Here is a 26,241-nt window from a genome sequence, read left to right on the forward strand (position 1 = left end):
CAGGTTAACGGGGTTATCCCCGTGCTTGTCTGGTGTGTGACACAAACTTGAGAGTTTGATCCTGGCTCAGAACGAACGCTGGCGGCATGCCTAACACATGCAAGTCGAACGAACTCTTCGGAGTGAGTGGCGCACGGGTGCGTAACGCGTGGGAACCTGCCCTTAGGTTCGGAATAACAGTTAGAAATGACTGCTAATACCGGATAATGTCTTCGGACCAAAGATTTATCGCCTTTGGATGGGCCCGCGTTAGATTAGATAGTTGGTGGGGTAATGGCCTACCAAGTCGACGATCTATAGCTGGTCTGAGAGGATGATCAGCCACACTGGGACTGAGACACGGCCCAGACTCCTACGGGAGGCAGCAGTGGGGAATATTGGACAATGGGCGAAAGCCTGATCCAGCAATGCCGCGTGAGTGATGAAGGCCTTAGGGTTGTAAAGCTCTTTTACCAGGGATGATAATGACAGTACCTGGAGAATAAGCTCCGGCTAACTCCGTGCCAGCAGCCGCGGTAATACGGAGGGAGCTAGCGTTGTTCGGAATTACTGGGCGTAAAGAGAACGTAGGCGGCTTTTCAAGTCAGGGGTGAAATCCCGGGGCTCAACCCCGGAACTGCCCTTGAAACTGGATGGCTAGAATCCTGGAGAGGTTAGTGGAATTCCGAGTGTAGAGGTGAAATTCGTAGATATTCGGAAGAACACCAGTGGCGAAGGCGACTGACTGGACAGGTATTGACGCTGAGGTTCGAAAGCGTGGGGAGCAAACAGGATTAGATACCCTGGTAGTCCACGCCGTAAACGATGATAACTAGCTGTCCGGGCTCATAGAGCTTGGGTGGCGCAGCTAACGCATTAAGTTATCCGCCTGGGGAGTACGGTCGCAAGATTAAAACTCAAAGGAATTGACGGGGGCCTGCACAAGCGGTGGAGCATGTGGTTTAATTCGAAGCAACGCGCAGAACCTTACCAGCCTTTGACATCCTAGGACGGTTTCTGGAGACAGATTCCTTCCCTTCGGGGACCTAGTGACAGGTGCTGCATGGCTGTCGTCAGCTCGTGTCGTGAGATGTTGGGTTAAGTCCCGCAACGAGCGCAACCCTCGTCCTTAGTTGCCATCATTTAGTTGGGCACTTTAAGGAAACTGCCGGTGATAAGCCGGAGGAAGGTGGGGATGACGTCAAGTCCTCATGGCCCTTACAGGCTGGGCTACACACGTGCTACAATGGCATCTACAGTGAGCAGCGATCCCGCGAGGGTTAGCTAATCTCCAAAAGATGTCTCAGTTCGGATTGTTCTCTGCAACTCGAGAGCATGAAGGCGGAATCGCTAGTAATCGCGGATCAGCATGCCGCGGTGAATACGTTCCCAGGCCTTGTACACACCGCCCGTCACACCATGGGAGTTGGTTTCACCCGAAGGTAGTGCGCTAACCAGTTTACTGGAGGCAGCTAACCACGGTGGGATCAGCGACTGGGGTGAAGTCGTAACAAGGTAGCCGTAGGGGAACCTGCGGCTGGATCACCTCCTTTCTAAGGATTTTTGCGAAAGCGCCGATGCTAGCCATCGGAAGTGCTTCGCAAGTTCCAAAGAACATTGCCGTCGTCCTCATGTCCTTTCATCACTGGAGATCAGCATTCGCTGCAAAGCGTTTGCTGTATTTGCCTGAGCTGGCGTTCTTGCTGCCTTCGGCCGATTTGGCGCCGCCCGGCGCTGTTCGGCCAGTTGGCGCGGAGGGCCGGTAGCTCAGTTGGTTAGAGCGCACCCCTGATAAGGGTGAGGTCGGAGGTTCAAATCCTCCTCGGCCCACCATTGCCAAGGTAGCACTCTGTATCTAAAGGGGCCTTAGCTCAGCTGGGAGAGCACCTGCTTTGCAAGCAGGGGGTCATCGGTTCGATCCCGATAGGCTCCACCAGATACTCGACAGTATCTCCAGGATGAAAAGAAAACGGATCCCGCATCTGGCGGGTAGGTGATTTCGATCGCCGTCTTTGACATTGTGAATGGGTTTTTTAATCGATGCCGTAATGCACGGAAATCGGTTCTGCTGGTCTTAGGACCATAGGGACTGAAATCTGCTGCATTGCATTATCAGATGTAATAATCTGGCTGAGATTATCCTCCGCGCCATCTTCAAGCGCACAGACTTTTATGCAGGTCTGTCGTTGATGGTGTGGATTCTCAAGCGTGAGGTAAGAGCATTTGGTGGATGCCTTGGCATGCACAGGCGATGAAGGACGTGGCACGCTGCGATAAGCGTCGGGGAGTTGTGAGCAAACTTTGATCCGGCGATTTCCGAATGGGGAAACCCACCTTCACCATTTCTTTCCGGTTACCTTCTGGTGATCTGAGAGAGGTGGACAAGGTATCACCGAGCTGAATACATAGGCTTGGTGAAGCGAACCCGGGGAACTGAAACATCTCAGTACCCGGAGGAAAAGACATCAACCGAGATTCCCGTAGTAGTGGCGAGCGAACCGGGACCAGGCCAGTGCCTTTTCATGAACTAACAGAACACTCTGGAAAGTGTGGCCATAGCGGGTGACAGCCCCGTATGTAAAAGTGATTGAAAAGGACTTGAGTAGGGCGGAACACGTGAAATTCTGTCTGAACATGGGGGGACCACCCTCCAAGCCTAAATACTCGTGCATGACCGATAGCGAACACAGTACCGTGAGGGAAAGGTGAAAAGCACCCCGATTAGGGGAGTGAAACAGTACCTGAAACCGAATGCTTACAAGCAGTTGGAGCTTCATAGGGAGTGACAGCGTACCTCTTGCATAATGGGTCAGTGACTTAATCTAGCATGCAAGCTTAAGCCGTTAGGTGTAGGCGCAGCGAAAGCGAGTCTGAATAGGGCGAATGAGTATGTTGGATTAGACCCGAACCCCGGCGATCTAGGCATGGCCAGGTTGAAGGTGCAGTAACATGCACTGGAGGACCGAACCGTTGAATGTTGAAAAATTCTCGGATGAGCTGTGTTTAGGGGTGAAAGGCCAATCAAGCCGGGAAATAGCTGGTTCTCCGCGAAATCTATTGAGGTAGAGCGTCAGATGTATGCCGATGGGGGTAGAGCACTGGATGGGCTAGGGCTGCGCGAGCGGTACCAAACCTAACCAAACTCCGAATACCATCGAGTCTTGTCTGGCAGACAGACGGCGGGTGCTAAGGTCCGTCGTCAAAAGGGAAACAGCCCTAACCTACAGCTAAGGTCCCCAAGTCATATCTAAGTGGGAAAGCATGTGGGAATCCCAAAACAACCAGGAGGTTGGCTTAGAAGCAGCCATCCTTTAAAGAAAGCGTAACAGCTCACTGGTCTAAATAAGGGTTCCTGCGGCGAAGATGTAACGGGGCTAAAGATATGCACCGAAGCTTAGGGTTGCAGTTTACTGCAGCGGTAGCGGAGCGTTCCGTAAGTTGATGAAGCCGAAGGGTAACCGACGGTGGAGATATCGGAAGTGCGAATGCTGACATGAGTAGCGATAAAAAGGGTGAGATGCCCTTTCGCCGAAAGACCAAGGGTTCCTGCGCAACGCTAATCGGCGCAGGGTAAGCCGGCCCCTAAGACGAGCCCGAAGGGGGTAGTCGATGGGAACCACGTTAATATTCGTGGGCCTGAAGATGTGTGACGGTTTGTGGATGTAGTTCGTTCTTACTGGATTGAACGGGCTGCCAAGCAGATCCAGGAAATAGCCTCTTCATATAGACCGTACCCGAAACCGACACAGGTGGTCAGGTAGAGTATACCAAGGCGCTTGAGAGAAGTATCCTGAAGGAACTCGGCAAATTGCCTCCGTACCTTCGGAAGAAGGAGGCCCTGAATCGAGGCAACTCTTTTCAGGGGGCACAGGCCAGGGGGTAGCGACTGTTTATCAAAAACACAGGACTCTGCTAAGTCGGCTTCAAGACGACGTATAGGGTCTGACGCCTGCCCGGTGCTTGAAGGTTAAGAGGAGGAGTGCAAGCTCCGAATTGAAGCCCAAGTAAACGGCGGCCGTAACTATAACGGTCCTAAGGTAGCGAAATTCCTTGTCGGGTAAGTTCCGACCTGCACGAATGGCGTAACGACTTCCCCACTGTCTCCAGGATATGCTCAGCGAAATTGAATTCTCCGTGAAGATGCGGAGTACCCGCGGTTAGACGGAAAGACCCCGTGCACCTTTACTGCAGCTTTAGAGTGGCATTAGGAAAGAATTGTGTAGAATAGGTGGGAGGCTTTGAAACTTGGGCGCCAGTCCGAGTGGAGCCAACCTGTGAAATACCACCCTGTTGTTTTCTGATGTCTAACCTAGGTCCGTTATCCGGATCAGGGACCCTCTATGGCGGGTAGTTTGACTGGGGCGGTCGCCTCCTAAAGAGTAACGGAGGCGCGCGATGGTAGGCTCAGGACGGTTGGAAACCGTCTGCGAGAGTGCAATGGCATAAGCCTGCCTGACTGCGAGACCGACAGGTCGAGCAGAGACGAAAGTCGGTCATAGTGATCCGGTGGTCCCTCGTGGAAGGGCCATCGCTCAACGGATAAAAGGTACGCCGGGGATAACAGGCTGATGATTCCCAAGAGCTCATATCGACGGAATCGTTTGGCACCTCGATGTCGGCTCATCACATCCTGGGGCTGGAGCAGGTCCCAAGGGTTTGGCTGTTCGCCAATTAAAGTGGTACGTGAGCTGGGTTCAGAACGTCGCGAGACAGTTTGGTCCCTATCTGCCGTGGGCGTCGATACTTGAAAGGAGTTGCCCCTAGTACGAGAGGACCGGGGTGAACATACCTCTGGTGTACCTGTCATCCTGCCAAGGGTGCCGCAGGGTAGCTATGTATGGACGGGATAACCGCTGAAAGCATCTAAGCGGGAAGCCTCCCTTAAGATAAGGTATCTTCGAACCGTCGTAGACCACGACGTTGATAGGCTGGGTGTGGAAGCGTAGTAATACGTGGAGCTAACCAGTCCTAATAGTTCTGATCGCGCTTGAGAGTCTGCACTGTCAATGACAGCCCTGCTGTTGTTGGGGAGGATCCTCACAGCCAGATCGCCCACTGATTACCCTCGAAAGAGGTGCATCGATTAAACCCGCACGCAAGCTTCATTGCTTGGTGGTCAAAGCGTCTGTGACCCACCCGATCCCATCTCGAACTCGGCCGTGAAACCAGACAGCGCCGATGGTACTAGTGCTCAAGCACTGGAAGAGTAGGTCGCCGCCAGGCATTGTAGCTTGCGGGCGCGGTTGCAAAACCCATTCACAAGTCAAAGGGCTGACCCTACAAGGGCAGCCCTTTTGGCGTCTCTGCACGCTGATAAACCGGTGACGCGGGGTGGAGCAGTCCGGTAGCTCGTCAGGCTCATAACCTGAAGGTCGTTGGTTCAAATCCAACCCCCGCAACCACCGATGTCTCGTTTGGCAACATCGCGGTAGCCTCACTGTTCGCAGTGGGGCTTTTTTGCGTTTGACCGGCAGGACTCAATCGCAGGATGGCTCGTAGGTCGAACTTTGCCCCACGCACTTCGGATGGGGTCAACCCGCAGGAGAGACGCCTGAGACGAAGGCGCGGAAAGGCTAAGCCGGGTCGGACATCGGTCCAACCCGGCCTTTCGCCTTCGAATATCAGTTGAAGCTTCCGCCCTCTTCTGCCTTCGCTCGCAGGTAGTCGCTTACCGGCAAATCGTGATTCTTAAGCCCGGCAACGACCGTGTCGAGACCAATCGTGTCTGCCCAGAACATCGGCCCCCCTGTGGTCAGCGGCCAGCCGTAACCGTTGATCCACACGACATCGATGTCGCTTGCACGCTGCGCCATGCCTTCATCCAGGATCAGCGCCCCTTCGTTGACCATCGGATAAAGCAGGCGCTCGCGAATTTCATCGGCCGATATTTCGCGTTGGGTGTGGCCGGCTTTAGCGGCGAAATCCTTGATGATCGCCTGAACCTCTTCGGAAGGGCTCCGATTGCGTGCTTCGTCGTAGTCGTAGAAGCCTTTTCCGTTTTTCTGTCCGAAGCGTTCCGCGGCGCACAGCGCCTCGCGTAGGGTCGTGACCTTGGTCGGGTCGCGGTGCCAACCGATATCGATGCCCGCCAGATCGGCCATCTGGAACGGTCCCATGGGAAAGCCGAATTCGAGCAGGACATCATCGACATCCCAGTAATTCGCACCCTCGAGGATGAGGGCATTGGCCTGTTCCTGCCGCGGGCTGAGCATGCGGTTGCCGATGAAGCCATGGCATACGCCTGACACGACGGCCACTTTCCCGATCGTCTTGGACAGTTTCATAGCGGTGAGCAGGACATCGTCGCGCGTTTCTGCGCCGCGCACGATCTCCAGCAGCTTCATGATGTTGGCCGGCGAGAAGAAATGAAGGCCCAGCACATATCCGGGGCGCTTCGTCGCCTGTGCAATCTCGTCCACATCGAGGTAGCTGGTGTTCGACGCAAGGATCGCGCCTGGCTTCATCACGTCGTCGAGCTTGCCGAAGACGTCCTTCTTGACGTCCATGCTTTCGTAGACGGCTTCGATCACCAGGTCGCAGTCGCTGAGATCGGCATAGTCGAGCGTCGTCGACAGCCGGCCCATCGCCTGTTCGACCTGTTCCGGCTTCATCCGCCCGCGGGCCGCAGTGCGCTCGTAATTCTTGCGGATGACGCCTGTTCCCCGATCCAGCGCTTCCTGTTTCATTTCGAGCATGGTGACCGGGATGCCGGCGGAAAGGAAGTTCATGGCGATGCCGCCACCCATGGTGCCTGCGCCGATGATGCCGACTTTTGCGATTTCGATCGGGCGGGTGGAGGGATCGATGTCGTCGATCTTGTTGGCTGCGCGCTCGGAAAAGAAATAGTGGCGCATTGCCGCACTTTGCGTGCCGCCCATCAGTTCGCTGAACAGTTCCCGTTCCTTCCGGACCCCGTCGGCATAGTCCATCTCGGTAGCCGCCTTAACAGCCTGGATGGCCGCCTCGGGAGCATGGACGCCGCGGATTTTCCGGGCATGCTTGGCCCGAAACTCGTCGAAAAGGGAGGGGTTCTTGATGCCGTCCTCATGCGCGGTCCCTTCCGAACTGCGCTGCACGGGGCTGCCAATGCGCGAGCGGGCGAAGGCAATCGCGTCCGCTTCGAGGCTGTCTTCGTCCAAAATCTTGTCGAGCAGGCCGATATCCAGTGCCTTGCCGGCCGAAATCGGATTTCCCTGGACGACTATGGGAAGGGCGTTCTCCACGCCGACCACGCGGGGCAGGCGCTGTGTGCCAGCGGCCCCCGGTATCAGGCCGAGTTTCACCTCGGGCAAACCGAGCTTCGCGCTTGGCACCGCCACGCGGTAGTGACAGGCGAGCGCGACCTCGCAGCCGCCGCCAAGGGCCGTGCCATGGATCGCCGCAATCACGGGCTTGTCGCTGGCCTCCATCGCATCGAGCGTTTCGGGCAGATTCGGGCCGACGGGCGGCTTGCCGAATTCGGTGATATCGGCGCCAGCGAAAAAGGTCCGGCCGTCGCAGCGGATGACAACCGCCTTCACGCTGTCGTCCGACAGGGCTTCCTCGATGCCCTGTTTGAGGCCTTCGCGAACCTTCTGGCCCAGCGCGTTCACCGGCGGGTTGTCCGATATGATGACCAGGACGTCGTCGTGTCGCACTGTGCGGATCGGTGAAGTCATGTGTCTCTCCTTGTGTTTCGTTATCGAAGGGTGCTGGGCCAGGCGTCAGGCGCGGCTTTCCGTCAGCGCGGAATAGATCAGCGTCTTCAGCTGGCGGCGAATGGGATAGATGCTGGAGGGGTAGACCTGCGTCATGAAGACCATGGTGATCCCCTCCAGCGGATCGACGAAGAAGGCGGTCGAATAGGCACCGCCCCAGTAGAATTCGCCGGGGCTGGAAGGCATCAGGGTCCTGGCCGGGTCGATGACCATGGCGAAACCCAGACCGAAACCGGTGCCGGCATTGTTCGCCTCGGAAAACAGGCTGCTCGATATTTCGGTCAGGTCGGCGCCGCCGGGCAGGTGATTGGTCCGCATCAGGCGAATGGTCTTCGGGCTCAGGATCCGGGCGTCTCCCAATGTTCCTTCGTTCAGAAGCATGGCGGCGAAGCGGTGATAATCGGCGATCGTTCCGCATAATCCGCCGCCGCCGCTGTCGAATTTTCCGCCCTGTGTCAGGCTGCTCTGCCTGCCGCCGTCTATCATTCGCGGTGCCTTGCCGGGGATGTACTGGTAGGCGTCCACGAGCCGCTCCGCCTGATCCGGTGCAACTCCGAATGCCGTATCGGTCATGCCCAGCGGTTCGAAAATATATTGCCGGAAATATTCCCCCAGCCGCATGCCCGACAGGCGCTCGACCGCGATGCCCAGAACATCGGTCGATACCGAATAATTCCAGCCATGGCCCGGTGCGAATTCAAGCGGGAGCCTGGACAGTATTTCGACATATTCGTCGGAATCGTGCCGGTTTCTCGCGAAATCCAGATTATGGTCGCGGTAGACGGCATCGATATTCGTCCGGTTCTGCAAGCCGTAGGTCAGGCCCGACATGTGCGTTAGCAGGTCGACGAACCGCATGGGCTTGGCCCGCTCGCCCGGCGTGAAGGGCACGGACCCGCCGCCACCTGCATAGACGCGCAGATCGGCGAGTTCGGGGATTACCTTGGCAACCGGATCTTCCAGGGCGATCCGGCATTGTTCGACCAATTGCATAAAAGCGACGGAGGTCACCGGTTTCGTCATGGACGCGATCCGGAAGATCGCCTCGTCCCTCAATCCCTCGCGATCTTCGCCCATGGTCCCTTGCGCGTCATAGAACACGGGCCTGCCATCGCGTGCGACCATCAGCTGTGTCATGGGCAGGCGGCCGTTTTCGACATACCCGGATTTCAGGAACTGCGGGATGCGCTCCAGTCGCGAGGCATCAAAACCCAGTTCCGCCGGATCGGCGCATTCGAAGGGTATCGGCATAAACTCTCCCCGGTTGGCGCTTGAGCGCGCTCTGATTCCGACCTAGCATCGGTTGCAGAATAAAACATACCCGATCGGGAGAGACGAGTTGAGTGAGATCGCATCGACGGTAGCAGCCGGCGCGCAGTGGACGGCGCCTGCGGGTTGGCCGGCCAGTTCCTTGCCAGAGATAGAAGCGGCTCTCTGCGCCCCGGGCGCGACGTTCGAGATGGAGACTCACGACATTCGCGGCGTGCCCACCCGCACGTGGAAAAACGCGCCCCCGTCGCTGCGCGCCCTGGCCGATCACGCACGCAGTCATGGCGAGCGCCTGATGACCATCTTCGAGGACGAGCGTGTCCCGTACGAAGCGTGGTACCGTGCGGTCGCTGCGCTGGCAGGGGAATTGCAGTCCTGTGGTGTCGGGAAGGGCGACCGAGTGGCGCTGGCGATGCGCAACCTGCCGGAATGGCCCGTGGCGTTCTTTGCCGCGACCTCGATCGGCGCGATCTGCGTTCCGCTGAACGCATGGTGGACAGGGCAGGAGCTGGCTTACGGCCTGTCGGACTCCGGCGCCCGTCTCCTGATTTGCGATGCCGAGCGATGGGAACGCATCGCGCCCGAACGCAGCGAATGTCCGGACCTTGAGCACGTACTGGTATCCCGGGCCGGGGCCCTGGACGGCGATGCGCGGGCGCTGGAAAGCATAATCGGGACGCCGCACGAATGGGGCGACCTGCCCGACACATCCATACCCGACGTCGCAATCGCGCCGGACGATCCCGCAACGATTTTCTACACCAGCGGAACGACCGGCCAGCCGAAGGGGGCCCTGGGAAGTCATCGCAACCTGACCACCAACATCCTCTCCAGCGCCTATGCGGCGGCGCGCGGACTGTTGCGCCGGGGCGAAGCCATTCCTGCTCCCGCGCCCAAGGTCGGACTGACGGTCATACCCCTGTTCCACGTCACCGCCTGTTCCGCCGGCCTGATGGGTCAGGTCTTTTCGGGGCATACGTTCATCTACATGCATCGCTGGGATGCAGTGGAGGCATTCGGCATCATCGAACGCGAAAAGGTCAACATTACCGGCGGCGTACCGACCATCGCCTGGCAGATGATCGAGCATCCGGAGCGGGACAATTTCGACCTCTCGAGCCTGGAGGCGATTGCCTATGGCGGTGCGCCGGCAGCGCCGGAACTGGTCCGGAAGATTCATGAAACCTTCGGATGCATGCCCGGCAATGGCTGGGGCATGACGGAGACCATGGCGACGGTCACCAGCCATTCGGCGGAGGACTATCTGCATCGCCCGCAAAGCGCCGGTCCGCCGGTCCCGGTCAGCGACATCAAGGTTGTCGACAAGCAGGGCAACGCGCTCCCCCCCGGTGAAATCGGCACGCTCCATGCGCGCGGCCCGCAGGTCGTGATGGGCTATTGGGGGCGACCCGATGCGACGGCGGAAACCTTCCGCGATGGCTGGGTCGACACCGGCGATCTTGCCCGCATCGACGAAGAAGGCTTCTGCTACATCGTCGACCGGGCGAAGGACATGGTGATCCGCGGAGGAGAGAACATCTATTCCTCCGAAGTGGAGAACGTCCTCTACGATCATCCCGCAGTCACCGATGCCGCCGTTCTGGGCCGGCCGCACCGCACGTTGGGCGAGGAACCGGTGGCGATGGTACACCTGGCGCCCGGTACTGAAGCGGACGAGGCAGAGCTCATGGCATGGGTCGCGGCCCGTCTCGCGAAATTCAAGGTGCCTGTCCGCATCCTGTTTGCGGAAGAAATGTTGCCGCGAAACGCCAATGGCAAGATCCTGAAGAAGGACCTCAAAGCCATGTTCGAAGAGGCCTGACAGACCCGTTCCCGCAACGCAGGATACCAAGCGCACATGACCGACGAACTCGACCCGCGCACCCCGGTTGTCATCGGTGTGGGACAGGCTTCGGAAAGGCTGGACGATCCCGGCTATGCCGCTCTTTCGCCGATGGACCTCGGCGGGAAGGCATTGGGCGCCGCGATTGCCGATGCGCAGGCAAGAGGCGATGTCGCAGGCGCAATCGATGTGCTTGCAGCCATAAGGCAATTCGAGATTTCGACCCCTGCAGCGGTGGCTCCATTCGGACGGGCCGACAATCCGCCGCGCGCGATTGCACGGCGCGTGGGCGCAAATCCCGCGCGCGCAATTCTCGAATATGTCGGCGGGCAGGGGCCGCAGAAACTGGTTGGCGAGCTTGCGCAGGAAATAGCCGACGGACGGGCGGACATGGCCGCCATCGTCGGGGCGGAGGCCATTTCCACCACGCTCGCGCTGGCAGCGAAGGGCGAAAAACCCGACTGGCGCGAGGAGATCGGCGGGCAGTTGGAGGATCGCGGCTTCGGAATGAAGGGCCTGCTCGACCAGACGCTGATCGCACACGGGGTGCGCGGTGCGATCCCGGCCTATGCGCTGATGGAAAACGCGCGGCGCAGCGTGCTCGGCCGCTCGCTCGAGGAGCATCGGGACCACATGGCCGAGCTGTTCGCGCCGTTCACCAAAGTCGCGGCCGGCAATCCACATGCAGCGTCGCCGAAGGAGAAATCGGCAGACGTCATCGCGACACCGACGCAGCGCAACCGCATCGTGGCCGAACCCTATACGAAGGACATGATCGCGCGCGATCAGGTGAACCAGGCTGCGGCCATCGTGATTGCCTCTGTCGGCAAAGCTCGAGAGCTGGGCATTCCGCCCGACCGCTGGGTGCATATCCACGCCGCGACCGACGCGAGGGAAGCGAGCGTACTGCACCGCGCCGATCTCCACCTAGCGCAAAGCGCGGTCGATTGCGCCAATGCTGCACTGGAAATCGCCGGAATAGCCCAAGGCGACATCGATCATTTTGACATCTACAGCTGTTTCCCGATTCCCGTATCCAACCTGATCGAGGCGATGGGGATAGCGCCGGACGATCCGCGCGGGCTCACCCTGACAGGCGGGCTGCCCTATTTCGGCGGCGCGGGTAACAATTACTCGGCCCATGCTATCGCCGAGGCGGTCGCGCGCTGCCGAAACCAGCCGGGCAGCACCGCGGTGGTCGTCGCCAATGGCGGCTTCATGAGCAAATATGCCTGCGGCATCTATTCCACCGAAGCCGCGGACTGGTCACGCGAGAGGGTGCGAACCTGCCCCGACCAGCCGGACGCCGTGGAAAGCCTCGACAGTTATTCCGGCCCTGCAACCATCGAAACCTATACGATCCAGCACGGGCGCGAAGGTGCATCGGGCACCATCGTCGCGCGCATCCCGGGCGGGCAGAGGGTCGCTGCCGTCCCTGCGGATGCCGACGCGCTGTCCCTGCTGGAGGGCGGCGAGCCGTTCGGGATGTCGGTGACCATCGCGATGGCCGACGGGAAGAATGACTTCCGGCACGCGGGGGCCCAGGCGCAGCAGGGTTGACCACGCCGGGTGCAGCGACGACTAGCCGGACCGGAAAGAATTGGAGAGTTGGTAATGGCAGGCCGGTATTTCGACGAATGGAGTGTGGGCGACAGGATCGAACACGAGATCCGGCGCACGGTTACCGAGACCGACAATCTGCTCTTCACGACCATGACGCACAATGCACAGCCGTTGCACCTCGATCTGGAGGCGGCGAAAGCGAGCGAGTTCGGGCAGATCCTGGTCAACGGAACCTTCACCTTCTCCCTCATGGTCGGGGTCAGCGTGGGCGATACGACCCTGGGCACGCTGGTGGCCAATCTGGGATATGACAAGCTGGTCCATCCCAAACCCACCTTCATCGGCGATACCCTGCGTGCCACCAGCGAGGTGACCGAGCTTCGGGAAAGCAAGTCCCGGCCCGGAGCGGGCATCGTCACGTTCCGACACGAATGCCTGAACCAGCGTGACGAAATCGTGTGCAGTTGCCTGCGAATGGCGCTCCTCAAGAAAAAGGGAGCCTGAGCGATGAAGATGCGCAGCTGGCTGTTCGCCCCGGGCGATAGCGAGAAGAAAATGGGCAAGGCAGCCGCGAGCGATGCCGATATCGCCATCTTCGATCTTGAGGACGCGGTCGCGCCCGAGGTCAAAACCGATGCTCGCAAGATGGTCGCTGATAGTCTTTCAGGCGCAGGCGATCGCGAGCGGCTATGGGTTCGCATCAATCCGCTCGATACCGATATGCCGTTGGCCGACCTCGCTGCTGTCATGCCTGCGCGGCCGGGCGGTATCATGCTGCCCAAGGCGGAAGGGCCCGAGCAGGTCGCGCGGCTCGATAATTACCTCTCCGCGTTCGAGGTCGCCAACGGGGTCGAGGCCGGTTCGACGCCGGTCATGGCGCTGGTCACGGAAACCGCTGCATCTATGTTCGAAGCCGGCAATTATGCAAATGCACCGCGGCTGGCGGCGATGAGTTGGGGGGCGGAGGATCTTTCAGATTCCATCGGGGCGCAGGCCAATGTGGACGAGGCGGGAGAATACGACCCCGCCTATATCCTCGCCCGTACCCTATGCCTCTTGGGCGCGGCGAGGGCAGGCGTCCCGGCAATCGAGACGATCGCAACCGACTTCCGCGATCTGGACGGGCTGGCGAAGCGTGCGACGACTGTCCGGCGGCAGGGTTTCGGCGGGATGCTCGCCATTCACCCGGCGCAGATCGGCCCGATCAACGAGGCCTTCACGCCTGCCGAGACCGAAATCGAGGAAGCGCGCAAGGTCGTTGCCCTGTTCGAGGACAATCCCGGTGTCGGCACGATCGGCCGCGGCGGCAAGATGTACGACCGCCCGCATCTGTCACGCGCCCGGCAATTGCTGGCCGCGCTTGACGACTGAGCCTTAAAGCCTGGCCACTTCGGCCAGTACCCGCTCGGCCCATTCGGGGCGGCAGATCAGCAGGTCGGGCATGTAGGTGTCGGCCTGGTTGTAGTCGAGAGGGCTGCCATCGACGCGGCTGGCATGCAGGCCATGCGCCAGTGCCACCGCAGCGGGCGCACAGCTGTCCCACTCGTACTGGCCGCCCGTGTGGAGGTAGATTTCCGCCTCTCCTCGCACGACCGCCATCGCTTTCGCCCCCGCGCTGCCCATGCCGACAAGTTCGCCGCCGATGGCCTCCGAAACGGCAACCGCTTCCTTGGCAGGGCGCGTGCGACTGACGACGAGGCGCGGCTTGTCCGCTGCGGCGGGAACTGCCTGTGGTTCGTCTGTTCGCAGCACCAGGTCGAGACCGGGCAGCGCGACGGCACCCGTTTCCGGCCTGCCGCCGACCGCCAGCGCGACATGGACGGCCCAGTCGGTGCGCGCCTCCCCATATTCGCGGGTGCCGTCGACCGGATCGACGATCCAGACACGTTCCTTCGACAGGCGGTCCCGGGTGTCCTTGCTTTCTTCGGACAGCAGGCCGTCATCGGGACGCAGATGCCGCAGCGCATGGACGAGGAACTGGTTGGCGGTTTCATCGCCTGCATTGCCCAGCGCCTTGCCTTCGAACACGCCTGCTTCGCGCACCTGCATCAGGATGCGGCCCGCGTGATGGGCGAGATGCGCGGCCAGCTGCGCGTCGTTCATGTCGGCGGGTGTCATGGGGGCGGTGTCCGTCATTTCAGCGGCATGATCTGGTCGACGATATAACGCGCGGCCTCTTCCGGCGTCATCTCGACCGTGTTGACGCGGATCTCGGCATTCTCCGGCTCTTCATACGGGCTGTCGATCCCGGTGAAGTTCTTGAGATCGCCTGCGCGGGCCTTCTTGTAGAGACCCTTCACATCGCGTTCCTCGGCGACCTCCAGAGGGGTGTCGACGAAGATCTCGATGAACTCGCCTTCGGGCAGCATGTCGCGCACCATCCGGCGTTCCGCGCGGAAGGGGCTGATGAAGGCGGTCAGCACGATCAGGCCCGCATCGGCCATCAGCTTCGCCACTTCGCCGATGCGGCGGATATTCTCGATCCGGTCGCTGTCGGTGAAGCCCAGATCCTTGTTCAGGCCGTGGCGGATATTGTCGCCATCCAGCAGGAAGGTGTGCCGGTTCATCAGGCTGAGGCGCTTTTCCACCTCGTTGGCGATGGTCGATTTTCCGCTGCCCGACAGGCCGGTGAACCACAGGACGCGCGGCGTCTGGTTCTTCAGCCCTGCATGGTGCTTGCGCCCGATATCGGTCGCCTGCCAGTGCACGTTTTGCGCACGGCGAAGGCTGAAATGCAGCATCCCGGCTGCCACAGTCCGGTTCGTAATTTTGTCGACAAGGATGAAACCGCCCAGCGCTCGGTTGTCTTCATAGGCTTCGAACACCACCGGCTTGTCGGTCGTGATCTCGGCCACGCCGATGGAGTTGAGCTCCAATGTCTTGGCAGCGAGATGCGATCCCGTATTGCCCGGGTCGTTGACGTTGATCTCGTATTTCGGCGCCTGCACCGTCACGGAGACGTTCTGCGTGCCCAGCTTGAGACAGTAGGCCCGGCCCGGCGTCATCGGCTCGTCATCCATCCACACCAGCGTCGCCTCGAACTGGTCGGACACCTCGGGCGGAGCATCGGCGGTCGCCAGCACGTCGCCGCGCGAGCAGTCGATCTCGTCTTCCAGCGTGATGGTCACGGACTGGCCGGCCTGTGCTTCCTCCAGTTCGCCTTCCCAAGTGACGATGGACTTGACCGTGCTGGTCTTGCCCGACGGGAGCGAGCGGACGGTGTCGCCCGGCGCGATCGTCCCGGTTGCGATCAGGCCGGAGAAACCGCGGAAGTCGAGATTGGGCCTGTTCACCCACTGCACCGGCATGCGGAAGGGCTTGGACGCGTTGACCGCGCTCAGCACCTCGACGCCTTCCAGCTCTTCCAGCAGGGTCGGGCCGTCATACCATCCGGTATTGTCCGACCGGTCGGTGATGTTGTCGCCCGCCAGGCCCGACATGGGGATGGCGGTAAAATCCTCGATCCCGATGTCCTTTGCGAAGACGCGATAATCGGCAACGATGGTTTCGAAGGTGGACTGGTCGTAATCGACGAGATCCATCTTGTTCACCGCCAGCACGATATTGCGGATGCCCAGCTGCTTGCACAGGAAGCTGTGGCGGCGCGTCTGGACGAGAACGCCCTTCCTCGCATCAATCAGGATCACGGCTAGGTCGGCAGTGCTGGCGCCCGTGACCATATTGCGCGTATATTGTTCGTGGCCCGGACAATCCGCGACGATGAACTTGCGTTTCTCGGTCGCGAAGAAGCGGTAGGCGACATCGATCGTGATGCCCTGTTCGCGCTCCGCCGCGAGACCGTCGACCAGCAGGGCGAAATCGATGTCCTGCCCCTGCGTGCCGACGCGCTTGGAATCGTTCTCCAGCGCGGCAAGCTGGTCTTCGAAGATCATCTTCGAATCGTACAGCAGCCGCCCGATCAGGGTCGACTTTCCATCGTCCACGCTCCCGCAGGTGATGAAACGCAGCATGGTCTTGTTCTGGTGCGCATCGAGATAGGCGTCGATGTCTTCCGCGATCAGCGCGTCGGTCTTGTAGACGGGATCCGTGGAGGCGGCCTGTTCGGTCATCAGAAATAGCCCTCCTGCTTCTTTTTCTCCATCGAGGCGTCGCCCGAATCCTTGTCGATGACGCGGCCCTGCCGCTCGCTGGTGGTCGTCAGCAGCATTTCCTGCACGATGTCGGACAATGTCGCCGCCTCGCTCTCGACCGCCCCGGTCAGCGGGAAGCAGCCCAGCGTGCGGAAGCGCACGGAACGTTCGGTCAGCTCGGGCATGTGGCCCAGCACCTTTTCCAGCCGCTCCGGATCGTCGGCCATGAACAGGCCGCCTTCATATTCGTAGGTCGGGCGCCTGGCCGAATAGTACAGCGGCACGATCTCGATATTCTCGGCCATGATGTACTGCCAGATATCGAGTTCCGTCCAGTTGCTGAGCGGGAACACGCGGATGCTTTCGCCCTTGGCTTTACGCGCATTGTAGATGTTCCACAACTCAGGGCGCTGGTTCTTCGGGTCCCAGCCATGGCTCGCCGTGCGAAACGAGAAGATGCGCTCTTTCGCGCGGCTTTTTTCCTCGTCGCGGCGCGCGCCGCCGAAGGCTGCGTCGAAGCCGTACTTGTCGAGCGCCTGCTTCAGCCCTTGCGTCTTCCACATGTCGGTGTGGAGCGGGCCGTGGTCGAACGGGTTGATGCCGCGCTCTTCGGCTTCCGGGTTCTGGTGCACCAGCAGCTCCATCCCGGCTTCCTGCGCGCTGCGTTCGCGCAGTTCGTACATCGCCTTGAACTTCCAGGTCGTATCGACATGCAGCAGGGGAAAGGGTGGGGGCGAGGGATGGAACGCCTTCTTGGCAAGGTGCAGCATCACGGCGCTGTCCTTGCCGATGGAATACAGCATCACCGGCTTCTGCGCCTCTGCGGCGACTTCGCGCATGATGTGAATGCTCTCGGCCTCGAGGCGTTCGAGATGGGTCAGGGATTTGGTCATGGGATCGGGGGTTTTATCCGTGTGGCGTTCTAGGGGCAAATCGCCCTGCAGTTCGACGGTTACGCCCAATGGCATTTCATGGTGCAAATGCGAAGGGCTTTTTGCCGTAGAAGTCCGAGCCGGCCCGGTAGCATACCTATTCAGGCGGAACAGCTCGCCCCGCCCAGGACGCAGAAGCGCGCGCAATGCGGGTGGTTCAGCTTAACCGGCGCGCTTGCCTCTTCCAGGGTCGCACCCATGTCGAAACCGGGGTCGTGGGGTATCAGCGTGCAGGCCGCGACGCGCGGGGCTGGCTCGCCCTTGCGGTGGACGACCATGCGGCTGGTCGCGCACATGATGTCGGCGGGATCCTTGTCCAAAATGGACCAGCAGGCCGTGGTGATCTCGGCAATGTCCTTGTCCTCGTCCATTTCGGGAAACAGGACGAGACGCATGGGATCGTGGGCGTCGATGGCAATGTCTTCGTTGTCGAACAAGGCGGCATAACCTTTCCGCTCGTCCATTTCGCCTTCGCCGGGCAGCATCCGGCCTGCGACGGCGATCGAGAAGCCGTGGTCGCTCAGCCATTTCAGGCCGCCGATTGCCGCATCCCAGCTGTTCGGTCCGCGCTCTGCCTCGTGCACGGCCTTGCTATGGTGATCGAGGCTCACGCGGATGGTCAGCCGGTCCGCGTGGCGTTCGCGCAGGGCGAGCAAAGCGGTTTCGTGGCGGCGCATCGGTTTCATGGCGTTGGACAGGACCAGCGCGTCGAACCCCCGGTCCAGCGTGTCCGCAAGCATGGCAAGGAATTCGGGGTTCATGAACGGTTCGCCGCCGGTGAAGCCGATCTCTTTCGTGTCGAGGCCGCCACTCGCGACCTCGTCCAGATAGGCGGCGACGTCGGCGTGGCGGATATAGACCAGCGCATCGTTGGTCGGACTGCTCTCGATATAGCAGCTGGCACAGGCGAGATTGCACAGCGTGCCGGTGTTGAACCACAGCGTTTCCAGCCCGGTCAGCGGGACCTGCGCCCGGGCCTCGCCCTTGGCCGTGATGTCGGGGTCGGTGAATTTCGCCGGTGGAAGCTCATCCGCCTCCACCGCAAAGGGGGAGGGGCCCTGCGGCGCGTTGCGGCTTCTGGTGCGTGTGCCTGTGCTCATGATGCCGAGGTAAACGTCCGGCGCATCTTGGCAACGAATGCCGCATATTTCTTCGGCAGCGATCCGAACACCGTCGGTTCCCATGCGCTGAATGCGGCAGCTTTCGTGATTTCGCTGCGGGTGGGGTAGCTGATGATGGCAGAGCCCATGTCGAAGGTCCCGCTCTTGCCGGTAATCATCTGGGTGAAGGGCAAGAGTAGCTCGCCGGCATTCTTGCCCACGATGCTCGCCCCGATAACCTTCTTGCCCTTCAGGATGACCTTCAGGCGACCCTTCGTGGAGCCTTCCGCGATGGCGCGTTCATTGTCGTCGAACCCTTCGGTCACGACCGTGACCTTGTCGCCGAGTTTCTCGCGCGCCTCTACCTCGGTCATGCCGATCTGGGCGACCTCGGGCTGGGTGAAGGTGCACCATGGCAGCGCTTTCCAGTCCACTTTCGTCGGCAGGCCGGTGACGATTTCCAGCGCCACGTTCGATCCTTCATAGCCCGAAACATGGGTCAGGCGCGGACCGTTGCGGCAATCGCCGATCGCGTAGATGGACTTGACCGATGTGCGCCTGCGATCGTCCACCTTGATGCCGTTTCCGGCCATCTCAACGCCCAGTTCTTCCAGCCCGAAGCCGGACGTATTGGCGCGGCGGCCCACTGCCAACAGCACGTGCGTCCCGCCGACCGTGTCGCCATTGTCGAGCGTGATCCGGATATCTCCGGCAGTGCCGGAGACGGCGCTGGCCTTGCCCTTCACGAAGCGGACGCCCTCCGCCTCCATCGTGTCTATGACGACCTGCACATTGTCGGGATCGTCGCGGCCCATGGGCGTGTCCGGTTCGATGACCGTGACCTCGCTGCCCAGGTGGCGGAAGGCCTGCGCCATTTCCATCCCTATGACACCGCCCCCTATGATAAGGAGGTGACCGGGCTGCTCCGTCAGCTCGAACAGGTTCTCGTTGGTCAGGTAAGATACGGCATCCAGCCCGTCTATCGGGAGAACGAACGGCTTCGATCCGGTGGCCACCACGATGCGGGGCGCAGTCAGGGTCCTGCCGCCGACCGCGACCGCGTGCTTGCCCGTCACTTTCGCCCAGTCGCGAATGACCTCGCAGCCCATCTCCTCGAATGTCTTTTCGGAATCATGCGGGGCGATGTGGGCGATGGCCTCGTGGATGTGCCGGTGGACGCCGCTCCATTCGACTATTGGTGCGGCCAGCGTCACCCCGTGCAGCGTTTCGGTGCGCGCTTCCGCCGCACGCCGGGCCGCGGTGATCAGCGCCTTCGACGGGACGCAGCCATTGTTCAGGCACTCGCCGCCCATCTTGTGCCCTTCGATCAGGGCTACCTTCAGACCGAACAGCGCGCAGCCGCCCGCGGCGGTGAGCCCGGCCGCTCCGCCGCCGATAACGATGACATCATGGGTGAATTTCATATGCGTCCCTTGTAGACGGCCTGTAACCAAAAGTCTCGCCATGCGAATGCCCGCATGCCGACCACATCGTGTTTCGAACCGGAAGGGTGCGTAGTTACATGAATCTGGAAAACAGTCAGGATTATTACGGCCGCGTGCTGGAAGGGTCGTTGGACCTGAAAACCGATGCGTGCTGCACGGCAGAGGCCCCGCCGCCCGCCATTCTGAAGGCGATGATGAACGTGCACGAGGACGTGCGGTCCCGCTATTACGGTTGCGGTCTCGTTGCTCCGCAGGCGATCAAGGGCGCGCATATCCTCGACCTTGGATCGGGCAGCGGGCAGGACGCCTATATCCTCGCGCAGATGGTCGGAGAGCGCGGGACGGTGACCGGCGTCGATGCCACGCCCGAGCAGCTCGCCGTTGCGCGCGAGCATCTGGACTGGCACCGGGAACGCTTCGGTTACGCAGAAGGCAACGTGTCCTTCGTGGAAGGCGATATCGAGAAACTGCGCGCGCTGGACCTGCCGGCCGGACATTACGACGTCATCGTCTCCAACTGCGTCATCAACCTCGTCGCGGACAAGCGCGCGGTATTCGCCGCCGCGCACGACCTTCTGAAGCAAGGCGGCGAGCTGTATTTTTCCGACGTCTATGCCGAACGCCGCGTTCCCGATGCCCTGAAAGACGATCCCGTACTGCACGGCGAATGCCTGTCGGGCGCGCTATACTGGGCCGACTTCCTTGCGCTGGCCAGGGAAGCGGGCTTTGCCGATCCCCGGCTGGTGACCAGCCGGCCGCTGGAAATCGGCGATCCGCAGGTCGCGGAAAAACTGGATGGCATTGCCTTCCATTCCGCGACCTATCGCCTGTTCAAGTTGCCCGATCTCGAAACGCAGTGCGAGGATTACGGCCAGGCCGTGCGGTACAGGGGCACTGTCGAGGGCCAGGAGCGCGTGTTCGAACTCGACGGGCACCACCATATCGAGGCTGGGCGGATGTTCCCCATCTGCGGCAATAGCTGGAAGATGCTGGCCGATACCCGCTTTGCCGGACATTTCGACTTCTTCGGCGATTTCACGACCCATTACGGCGTATTTCCCGATTGCGGCATCGCCGTCCCCTTCGGCGCGGATGAAGGAACGGCTCCGGCCGGTCCCGCGGCCTGCTGCTGATGCGTATACTGGTTACGGGGGCTGCCGGTCTGATCGGCGGAGAGGTCAGCGCGCGCCTGTCGGATGCAGGGCACACGGTCACTGCGCTGGTGCGCTCGAAGCCGGAAGTCGCCGCCAATGACGGGCGGCCCGCCGGTGTTGCCGAGACGGTGAAAGGCGACCTGTCCCTGCCCGGCATGGGACTGGATGAAGAGACGCGCGCCCGGCTGGCAGAGGGTGTGGACGTAATAATCCACTGCGCGGCGCTCACCCGGTTCGACCTGGAAAAGGACGCCTACCACGCGACCAATGTCGAGGGTACGCGGCGCGTCGTCGAGCTGGCCAGGGCCAGCGGCGCAGCACTGCTGCACGTCTCCACCGCCTATGTCTGCGGCGCGCGGAGCGGACCGGTGCTGGAAAGCGATCCCCTGCCGTCCACCGGTTTCACCAATGGCTACGAGGCGAGCAAGGCCGAGGCCGAGGCACTGGTCCGCGGGAGCGGCCTGACCCATGCCATAGCGCGGCCCAGCATCGTCGTGGGCAACAGCAGGACCGGCGCGATCCGCCAGTTCGACACCATCTACGCGGCGTTCAAGCTGATTGCCGAGGGCCGGGTCCGCCACATGCCGGTCGCCGAAGGCGCGACCCTGGACTTCGTGCCGGTCGACCATGTGGCTGCGGGGATTGTGGCGATCGCGCAGGACATGATGTCAGCGGACGGCGGAACCTATCACCTTGTATCGGGAGGCCCGGTTCCCGTGCAGGCGTTTGCCGATGCCATTGGCAGCTTCGATGCGTTCGATGCGCCGACGCTGGTGAAGGCGGAAGATTTCGACCCTGCAACGCTGCCTGCAATGGAGCGGCGGCTGTTCCGGCGGGTGGCCGGGCTTTACGCCAATTATTTCCAGCGCGACCCGCGGTTCGACGATGCGAACACGCGCACGGTTACGGGCATTCAGGCGCCGCCGATGGACCACGCGATGCTGCGAAAACTGATCCAGTACTGCATCGATGTCGGCTTCCTGAAAGCCTGAGGCTCAACGGATATCGGGATAATGCGCGCCCATCCTGTCGCGCATCCCGAAAGCCCAGAGCATCCCGACCTTGAAATAGATCCAGTTCGCCTTCAGCGGACCCCATGCAGCAATGCGCCGGTCCGAAGTGCGCACCACGCGGCGGACCATTTTCGTGCGGCCCAGTGCGGCGAATTTCACGCACAGGTCGGCTTCTTCCATGATGGCATCGCCCGGCGTGCATCCGCCGATTTCCAGGAAATCGCTCCGCCGGAAGAACATCGCGTGATCGCCGAACAGCAGGCGGACGCCGCGGACGAAATGATGCGGCCGGGTGATGAGCGGGGCGTACCAGGTCTTGATGAAATTGTGCGCGCTGGTGATCCAGCGGGTCTTTTGCCCGGTGATCAGCGGCGTGAAGCTGGCGAGAGCGATCTTCGGATCGGCCAGCGTGTCGCGGATCACCTGCACCATGTCGGCGGGCGGGATCGTGTCGGCATGCAGCACGCAGACATGATCTGCCGTGGCTGCTGCAACGCCCGCATTGATTTGCCGCGCCCGGCCCTTCTCGCAGGCAATGAGCGTCCAGCCCGCCTCCCGGACCAGATGCGCCGTCCCGTCCATGGAGCCGCCGTCTACGGCGATGATCTCGGAAGGCGCAGGCTCGAGCCTCGCCAAGGTTCGTATCAACGAGGGCAGGGCGGCTTCTTCATCCAGCACCGGGATGACCAGCGCGACGCTCGCTTCATCCCCTGTCACGGCAGGAATTCCGGCCAGTCGGTAAGGTCCTCAGGCTCGTCCACGTCCGAGAGCTGCGGGAGAAGGACCGGTTCGATGCCGCGTGCTGCGCATCTCTCCAGGGTCGTGGGCAGGACGGCATCGGTGCTCCACGGCATGTCGGCGAACAGCCAGGGTGAGGGGTGCGAGAAACCAATCAGCCAGTATCCGCCATCGCTCGCAGGGCCGATGACCACCGGCGCGCTTTCCAGCGCGCTGGCAGCATCCTGCAGCAGACCGGCTGTAAGCCCTGGACAATCGCTGCCGATGCAAATCCCGGGAGCGGGCACCCGGCATAGCCTGTCCGTCAGGTCGCCATCGCCCTGGTCGGTGACGGACACTTCCTCGCCCAGCCATTCGCGAAAAGCGGGGCCTTCGCTGCCTGTCGTGCGCAGGGTGAAGGGCAATCCGGAGCCGCGCACCTCGCGCACCGTATGCTCCAGCAAGCGGGTATAGATCGCAGCGGCCCCATCCTCGCCATAGCCGGGGATCAGCCGCGTCTTTGCCGCACCCGGTGTCGGCCAGCGCGCGAAGATGGAAACGACGGGCGCGCTCATGCTGCCTCCGGTTCCGCCGATACGGACTTGGCAGGCGCGGTGGTCGAACGATCGCGCAGGACCCACCAGACGACAGCGGCGGAAACGGCGCCCCCTGCGACATTGGACGCAAGTTCCGCTGCATAGATGGCATCGGCACCCCAGCTCGAACGCAGGAACCAGGCGAAGGGCAGCATGACGAGGAAAACGCGCGCGCAGCTTTGCAGCAAAGCAAGCGATGCCTTGTCGACGGCGTTCAGTACGCCATTGCCGACAATCAGGAGGCCATATCCGGCATAACCCCAGGCGGCTATGGTCAGATATCGGGAGAATTGTTCGATAACCGCCGCCTCTTCGGTGAAGATATCGGCGAACCAGTCCCCGAAAGCGAACAGCAACACGGCAATCGCAAGGCCGTAGACGATGCTGAAACCGCCGGCATAGGCTGCCGCCTTTCGGGCCCGGCCATGCCGGTCCGCGCCCCAGTTCTGGCCCACGATACCGCCAATGGCCCCCGACAGCGCAAGCAGCGGCACGACGGCGAAGCTCTGCAACCGGCCCGCTGCGCCGAACCCTGCGACCGCGGCCTGCCCCTCTATCGCGATCAGCGCGGTCAGGATCGACAGGCCGATCGGGTTGATCGCATTGGAAAAGGCGGCAGGCCCGGCGACCTTCAGGATCGCAGCGGCCGATTCGCCGACGCCGCAGCGTTTCAGCAAGGTGAGGTCGAAAGGCAGGGCGGTCTTCCTTAGCAGGACGAAACCGGCGGCTATACCGCAGGCCCAGCCGATGGCCGTCGCATAGGCTGCGCCGACGATACCAAGCCCGCCGAAACCGAATGCCCCGGTAATCAGGATCGGATCCAGCACCCAATTTGCCGCAGCATAGGTGACGGAAATCAGCGAGGTCTTCTTCGCCTCACCCTGGCCGCGAAGGACGCCGTTGATCCCCATGATGGCAAGGAGCAGCGGGAAGCTGACCGCGTAGGGCCGCATATAGGTCCGGATGAAGGGCAGCAGGTCGTCTTCCGCGTTCATCAGGCGGAACAACGGGTCCATCAGCAGGAACAGGGCGAGGCCCAGCGCAATGCCACATCCCACGGCGAAGACCATGCCGAAATTGGCCCGCCGTGCCGCGCGCTCGTCGTTTCCTGCACCCAGCGCCCGTGCGACGACCGAGTTGATGCCGACCATGATGCCGACACCCAGGCTGGAAAGGGCCACGCTGATCGGGAAGATGAACGACATGGCCGCCAGTTGCGGCGCGCCGAGCTGGCCGATGAAGTAGGTGTCGACCAGTCCGATGGACATGATGGCGGCGACCCCGATCACCATCGGGGCGGTCTGGGTGACGAGATGACCCGGAATGCTGCCGCGTGTCAGCTTGGCATTGTCGCTCATAGAGGCTTGCTCATACCCTCCCGCGTTAGCGGCGGGGCGCCGGGTGGGAAAGGGCAAAGACCGCGAGCCAGCTTGTGCGAAACGCACCATCCGTGCGATATGGCGGGCAACGAAGACAAGGAGAGATACCGATGGCCACGCAGCTCAAGCCCAAGGAAGAGTACAGCAAGGAAGAATGGCAGGCCCGCCTGGACCTGGCGGCGTGCTACCGCATCTTCGACCATCTCGGCTGGTCGGAATCGATCTACAACCACATCAGCGTGGCCGTGCCCGGCGAAGAGGGTGCGTTCCTGATCAATCCGTTCGGCCTTCTTTACGAGGAAGTGACCGCTTCGAACCTCGTCAAGATCGACGTCGAGGGCAACAATATCGGCGGTTCGCCCTATCCGGTGAACAAGGCCGGTTTCACGCAGCACGCCTATTTTCACAAGCATCTGGGCGAGCGTGCGAATGCCATCTGCCATGTTCATACGACGGCGACGATGGCGGTATGCAGCCACAAGGACGGGCTGCTGCCGACCAATTTCTATGCCTGCAATTTCCAGGGCCAGATCGGGTACCACGATTTCGAGGGCGTCACCGTCCGCGAGGAAGAGGGCGAGCGACTGGTCGAGAACCTTGGCAAGCACTCCATCCTGATGCTGCGCAATCACGGACCCGTGGTCATGGACCGCACCATTCCCGGCATGTTCGTGAAGATGTGGGCCCTGCAGCGCGCCTGCGAGATCCAGATCGCAACGCTGAGCCAGGGCAATGCCAATATCGTAACGCAGGACGTGGTGGATGTTCACCAGCGCGACCTGTCCGTGATGCAGACGCAAGGCGGTGCAGGCCTGTTCGATTTCGAGGCCTGGAAGCGCAAGATCGACCGCATCGACGATAGCTGGCGCAGCTGAGGCCGGGCAACTCAGGGTAGGGGCAGGGCGCCATGCCGCGCATGACCGTGAACGACCGTCCGGTCGAATATCTGCTCGACGGGCAGACGCCCCTGCTCGTCGCCCTGCGCGAGGCGTCCAATCTTACAGGCACCAAGAATGGCTGCGGCAAGGGGGATTGCGGGGCCTGCATGGTGCTGGTCGACGGATCGGCCCTGCGCAGTTGCCTGATCACGATCGAGGAAGCGGAAGGGCGCTTCATCACCACGATCGAAGGGCTGTCGCGTGACCGGTCGCATCCGGTCCAGCAGGCCTTGGTCGCGAACCAGGCGATCCAGTGCGGTTTCTGCACACCCGGAATTGCGATGGCCGCAGCCGCCCTGCTCGATCGCAATGCCGGGCCGAGCGAGGCCGAGATAGAGGCTGCGATCCCCAATCTCTGCCCCTGCGGGGTACAGCCCCGGCTGGTCCGGGCAATCCAGAGGGCAGCCTCCGTGACCCGGCGGGAAGAGCGCATCAGCGCCGCGCCCGCGCCGGGTATCACGGCAGAGGATGCCGCCGAGGCGGTGCCTGCAATGGCTCCGCCCCGGCCGGACTGACCCCGGGCAA

The 26,241-nt window shown here is 61.5% G+C and carries 18 protein-coding genes, 3 tRNA genes and 3 rRNA genes; 14 read left to right on the forward strand and 10 right to left on the reverse strand.

What is annotated here, in order from left to right; translation table 11 throughout:
• The first annotated feature begins 43 nt into the window (after positions 1-43).
• The 6 genes from PF049_04570 (at position 44) to PF049_04595 (ending at position 5,381) form a co-directional block, all read left to right on the forward strand.
• Positions 44-1,532, forward strand: a 16S ribosomal RNA gene (locus tag PF049_04570).
• Between the two features lie 203 nt (positions 1,533-1,735).
• Positions 1,736-1,812: transfer RNA gene (locus PF049_04575), tRNA-Ile, on the forward strand.
• 27 nt (positions 1,813-1,839) lie between these two features.
• A tRNA-Ala gene (locus PF049_04580) sits at positions 1,840-1,915 on the forward strand.
• 267 nt (positions 1,916-2,182) lie between these two features.
• Positions 2,183-4,971 (forward strand): 23S ribosomal RNA (locus tag PF049_04585).
• Positions 4,972-5,087: 116 nt separating this feature from the next.
• Positions 5,088-5,202: ribosomal RNA gene (gene rrf, locus PF049_04590) — 5S ribosomal RNA — on the forward strand.
• Together the 16S, 23S and 5S rRNA genes with 3 tRNA genes alongside form the textbook arrangement of a ribosomal RNA operon.
• 102 nt (positions 5,203-5,304) lie before the next feature.
• Positions 5,305-5,381: transfer RNA gene (locus tag PF049_04595), tRNA-Met, on the forward strand.
• 219 nt (positions 5,382-5,600) lie between these two features.
• On the opposite strand, the gene PF049_04600 is transcribed toward PF049_04595, so the two are convergent.
• The gene (locus PF049_04600) at positions 5,601-7,637 is read right to left on the reverse strand and encodes a 3-hydroxyacyl-CoA dehydrogenase NAD-binding domain-containing protein (GenBank protein ID WBY17435.1); all 2,037 of its coding nucleotides are present in this window, start codon (positions 7,635-7,637) and stop codon (positions 5,601-5,603) included.
• Between the two features lie 45 nt (positions 7,638-7,682).
• Positions 7,683-8,927 (reverse strand): serine hydrolase, encoded by a 1,245-nt coding sequence (locus PF049_04605; protein ID WBY17436.1) that lies wholly within the window; start codon positions 8,925-8,927, stop codon positions 7,683-7,685.
• 88 nt (positions 8,928-9,015) lie between these two features.
• On the opposite strand from PF049_04605, the gene PF049_04610 reads away from it, so the two are divergent.
• The 4 genes from PF049_04610 to PF049_04625 are packed head-to-tail and all read left to right on the forward strand — an operon-like array spanning position 9,016 to position 13,722.
• Complete coding sequence (locus PF049_04610) at positions 9,016-10,767, forward strand: class I adenylate-forming enzyme family protein (protein ID WBY17437.1); 1,752 nt, start codon at positions 9,016-9,018, stop codon at positions 10,765-10,767.
• Between the two features lie 36 nt (positions 10,768-10,803).
• Positions 10,804-12,348 (forward strand): acetyl-CoA acetyltransferase, encoded by a 1,545-nt coding sequence (locus tag PF049_04615; GenBank protein WBY17438.1) that lies wholly within the window; start codon positions 10,804-10,806, stop codon positions 12,346-12,348.
• Between the two features lie 54 nt (positions 12,349-12,402).
• Positions 12,403-12,855: a MaoC family dehydratase gene (locus PF049_04620; GenBank protein WBY17439.1), complete on the forward strand. Its 453-nt coding sequence runs from the start codon at positions 12,403-12,405 to the stop codon at positions 12,853-12,855.
• 3 nt (positions 12,856-12,858) lie between these two features.
• Complete coding sequence (locus PF049_04625) at positions 12,859-13,722, forward strand: CoA ester lyase (GenBank protein ID WBY17440.1); 864 nt, start codon at positions 12,859-12,861, stop codon at positions 13,720-13,722.
• Between the two features lie 3 nt (positions 13,723-13,725).
• Here PF049_04625 and PF049_04630 read toward each other — a convergent pair whose 3' ends face one another.
• From PF049_04630 to PF049_04650, 5 genes are all read right to left on the reverse strand, one after another.
• Positions 13,726-14,469, reverse strand: coding sequence for a 3'(2'),5'-bisphosphate nucleotidase CysQ (locus PF049_04630; GenBank protein ID WBY17441.1), 744 nt, complete (start codon positions 14,467-14,469; stop codon positions 13,726-13,728).
• A 14-nt stretch (positions 14,470-14,483) separates the two neighbouring features.
• Complete coding sequence (cysN, locus tag PF049_04635) at positions 14,484-16,421, reverse strand: sulfate adenylyltransferase subunit CysN (GenBank protein ID WBY17442.1); 1,938 nt, start codon at positions 16,419-16,421, stop codon at positions 14,484-14,486.
• Positions 16,421-17,410 carry a sulfate adenylyltransferase subunit CysD gene (gene cysD, locus PF049_04640; protein WBY17443.1) on the reverse strand — a complete coding sequence of 330 codons (990 nt, stop codon included), beginning with the start codon at positions 17,408-17,410 and terminating at the stop codon, positions 16,421-16,423. The genes cysN and cysD overlap by 1 nt, the downstream gene beginning before the upstream one ends.
• Positions 17,411-17,475: 65 nt before the next feature.
• Positions 17,476-18,474 (reverse strand): radical SAM protein, encoded by a 999-nt coding sequence (locus tag PF049_04645; GenBank protein WBY17444.1) that lies wholly within the window; start codon positions 18,472-18,474, stop codon positions 17,476-17,478.
• A complete protein-coding gene (locus PF049_04650; GenBank protein ID WBY17445.1) occupies positions 18,471-19,898 on the reverse strand; it encodes an FAD-dependent oxidoreductase in 1,428 nt (475 codons plus the stop codon). Before PF049_04650 ends, PF049_04645 begins: the two co-directional genes overlap by 4 nt.
• 98 nt (positions 19,899-19,996) lie before the next feature.
• Here PF049_04650 and PF049_04655 point away from each other — a divergent pair, with 98 nt between their 5' ends.
• Together PF049_04655 and PF049_04660 are read left to right on the forward strand one after the other, a co-directional pair.
• Positions 19,997-21,052: a methyltransferase domain-containing protein gene (locus PF049_04655; protein WBY17446.1), complete on the forward strand. Its 1,056-nt coding sequence runs from the start codon at positions 19,997-19,999 to the stop codon at positions 21,050-21,052.
• A complete protein-coding gene (locus tag PF049_04660) occupies positions 21,052-22,065 on the forward strand; it encodes an SDR family oxidoreductase (protein WBY17447.1) in 1,014 nt (337 codons plus the stop codon). Before PF049_04655 ends, PF049_04660 begins: the two co-directional genes overlap by 1 nt.
• Positions 22,066-22,068: 3 nt before the next feature.
• Here the strand turns inward: PF049_04660 and PF049_04665 are convergent, their stop codons facing one another.
• The 3 genes from PF049_04665 to PF049_04675 are packed head-to-tail and all read right to left on the reverse strand — an operon-like array spanning position 22,069 to position 24,757.
• Positions 22,069-22,803: a glycosyltransferase gene (locus PF049_04665; protein ID WBY17448.1), complete on the reverse strand. Its 735-nt coding sequence runs from the start codon at positions 22,801-22,803 to the stop codon at positions 22,069-22,071.
• Positions 22,800-23,378: a TIGR04282 family arsenosugar biosynthesis glycosyltransferase gene (locus PF049_04670; protein WBY17449.1), complete on the reverse strand. Its 579-nt coding sequence runs from the start codon at positions 23,376-23,378 to the stop codon at positions 22,800-22,802. The genes PF049_04665 and PF049_04670 overlap by 4 nt, the downstream gene beginning before the upstream one ends.
• Positions 23,375-24,757: an MATE family efflux transporter gene (locus PF049_04675; protein WBY17450.1), complete on the reverse strand. Its 1,383-nt coding sequence runs from the start codon at positions 24,755-24,757 to the stop codon at positions 23,375-23,377. Before PF049_04675 ends, PF049_04670 begins: the two co-directional genes overlap by 4 nt.
• A 131-nt stretch (positions 24,758-24,888) precedes the next feature.
• Between PF049_04675 and PF049_04680 the strand changes: the two genes are divergently transcribed.
• The gene (locus tag PF049_04680; GenBank protein WBY17451.1) at positions 24,889-25,653 is read left to right on the forward strand and encodes a class II aldolase/adducin family protein; all 765 of its coding nucleotides are present in this window, start codon (positions 24,889-24,891) and stop codon (positions 25,651-25,653) included.
• Between the two features lie 32 nt (positions 25,654-25,685).
• Positions 25,686-26,231: a (2Fe-2S)-binding protein gene (locus PF049_04685; GenBank protein ID WBY17452.1), complete on the forward strand. Its 546-nt coding sequence runs from the start codon at positions 25,686-25,688 to the stop codon at positions 26,229-26,231.
• The last annotated feature ends 10 nt before the right edge of the window (positions 26,232-26,241 follow it).

This window comes from Erythrobacteraceae bacterium WH01K (assembly GCA_027941995.1).
Taxonomy (GTDB): domain Bacteria; phylum Pseudomonadota; class Alphaproteobacteria; order Sphingomonadales; family Sphingomonadaceae; genus CAJXSN01.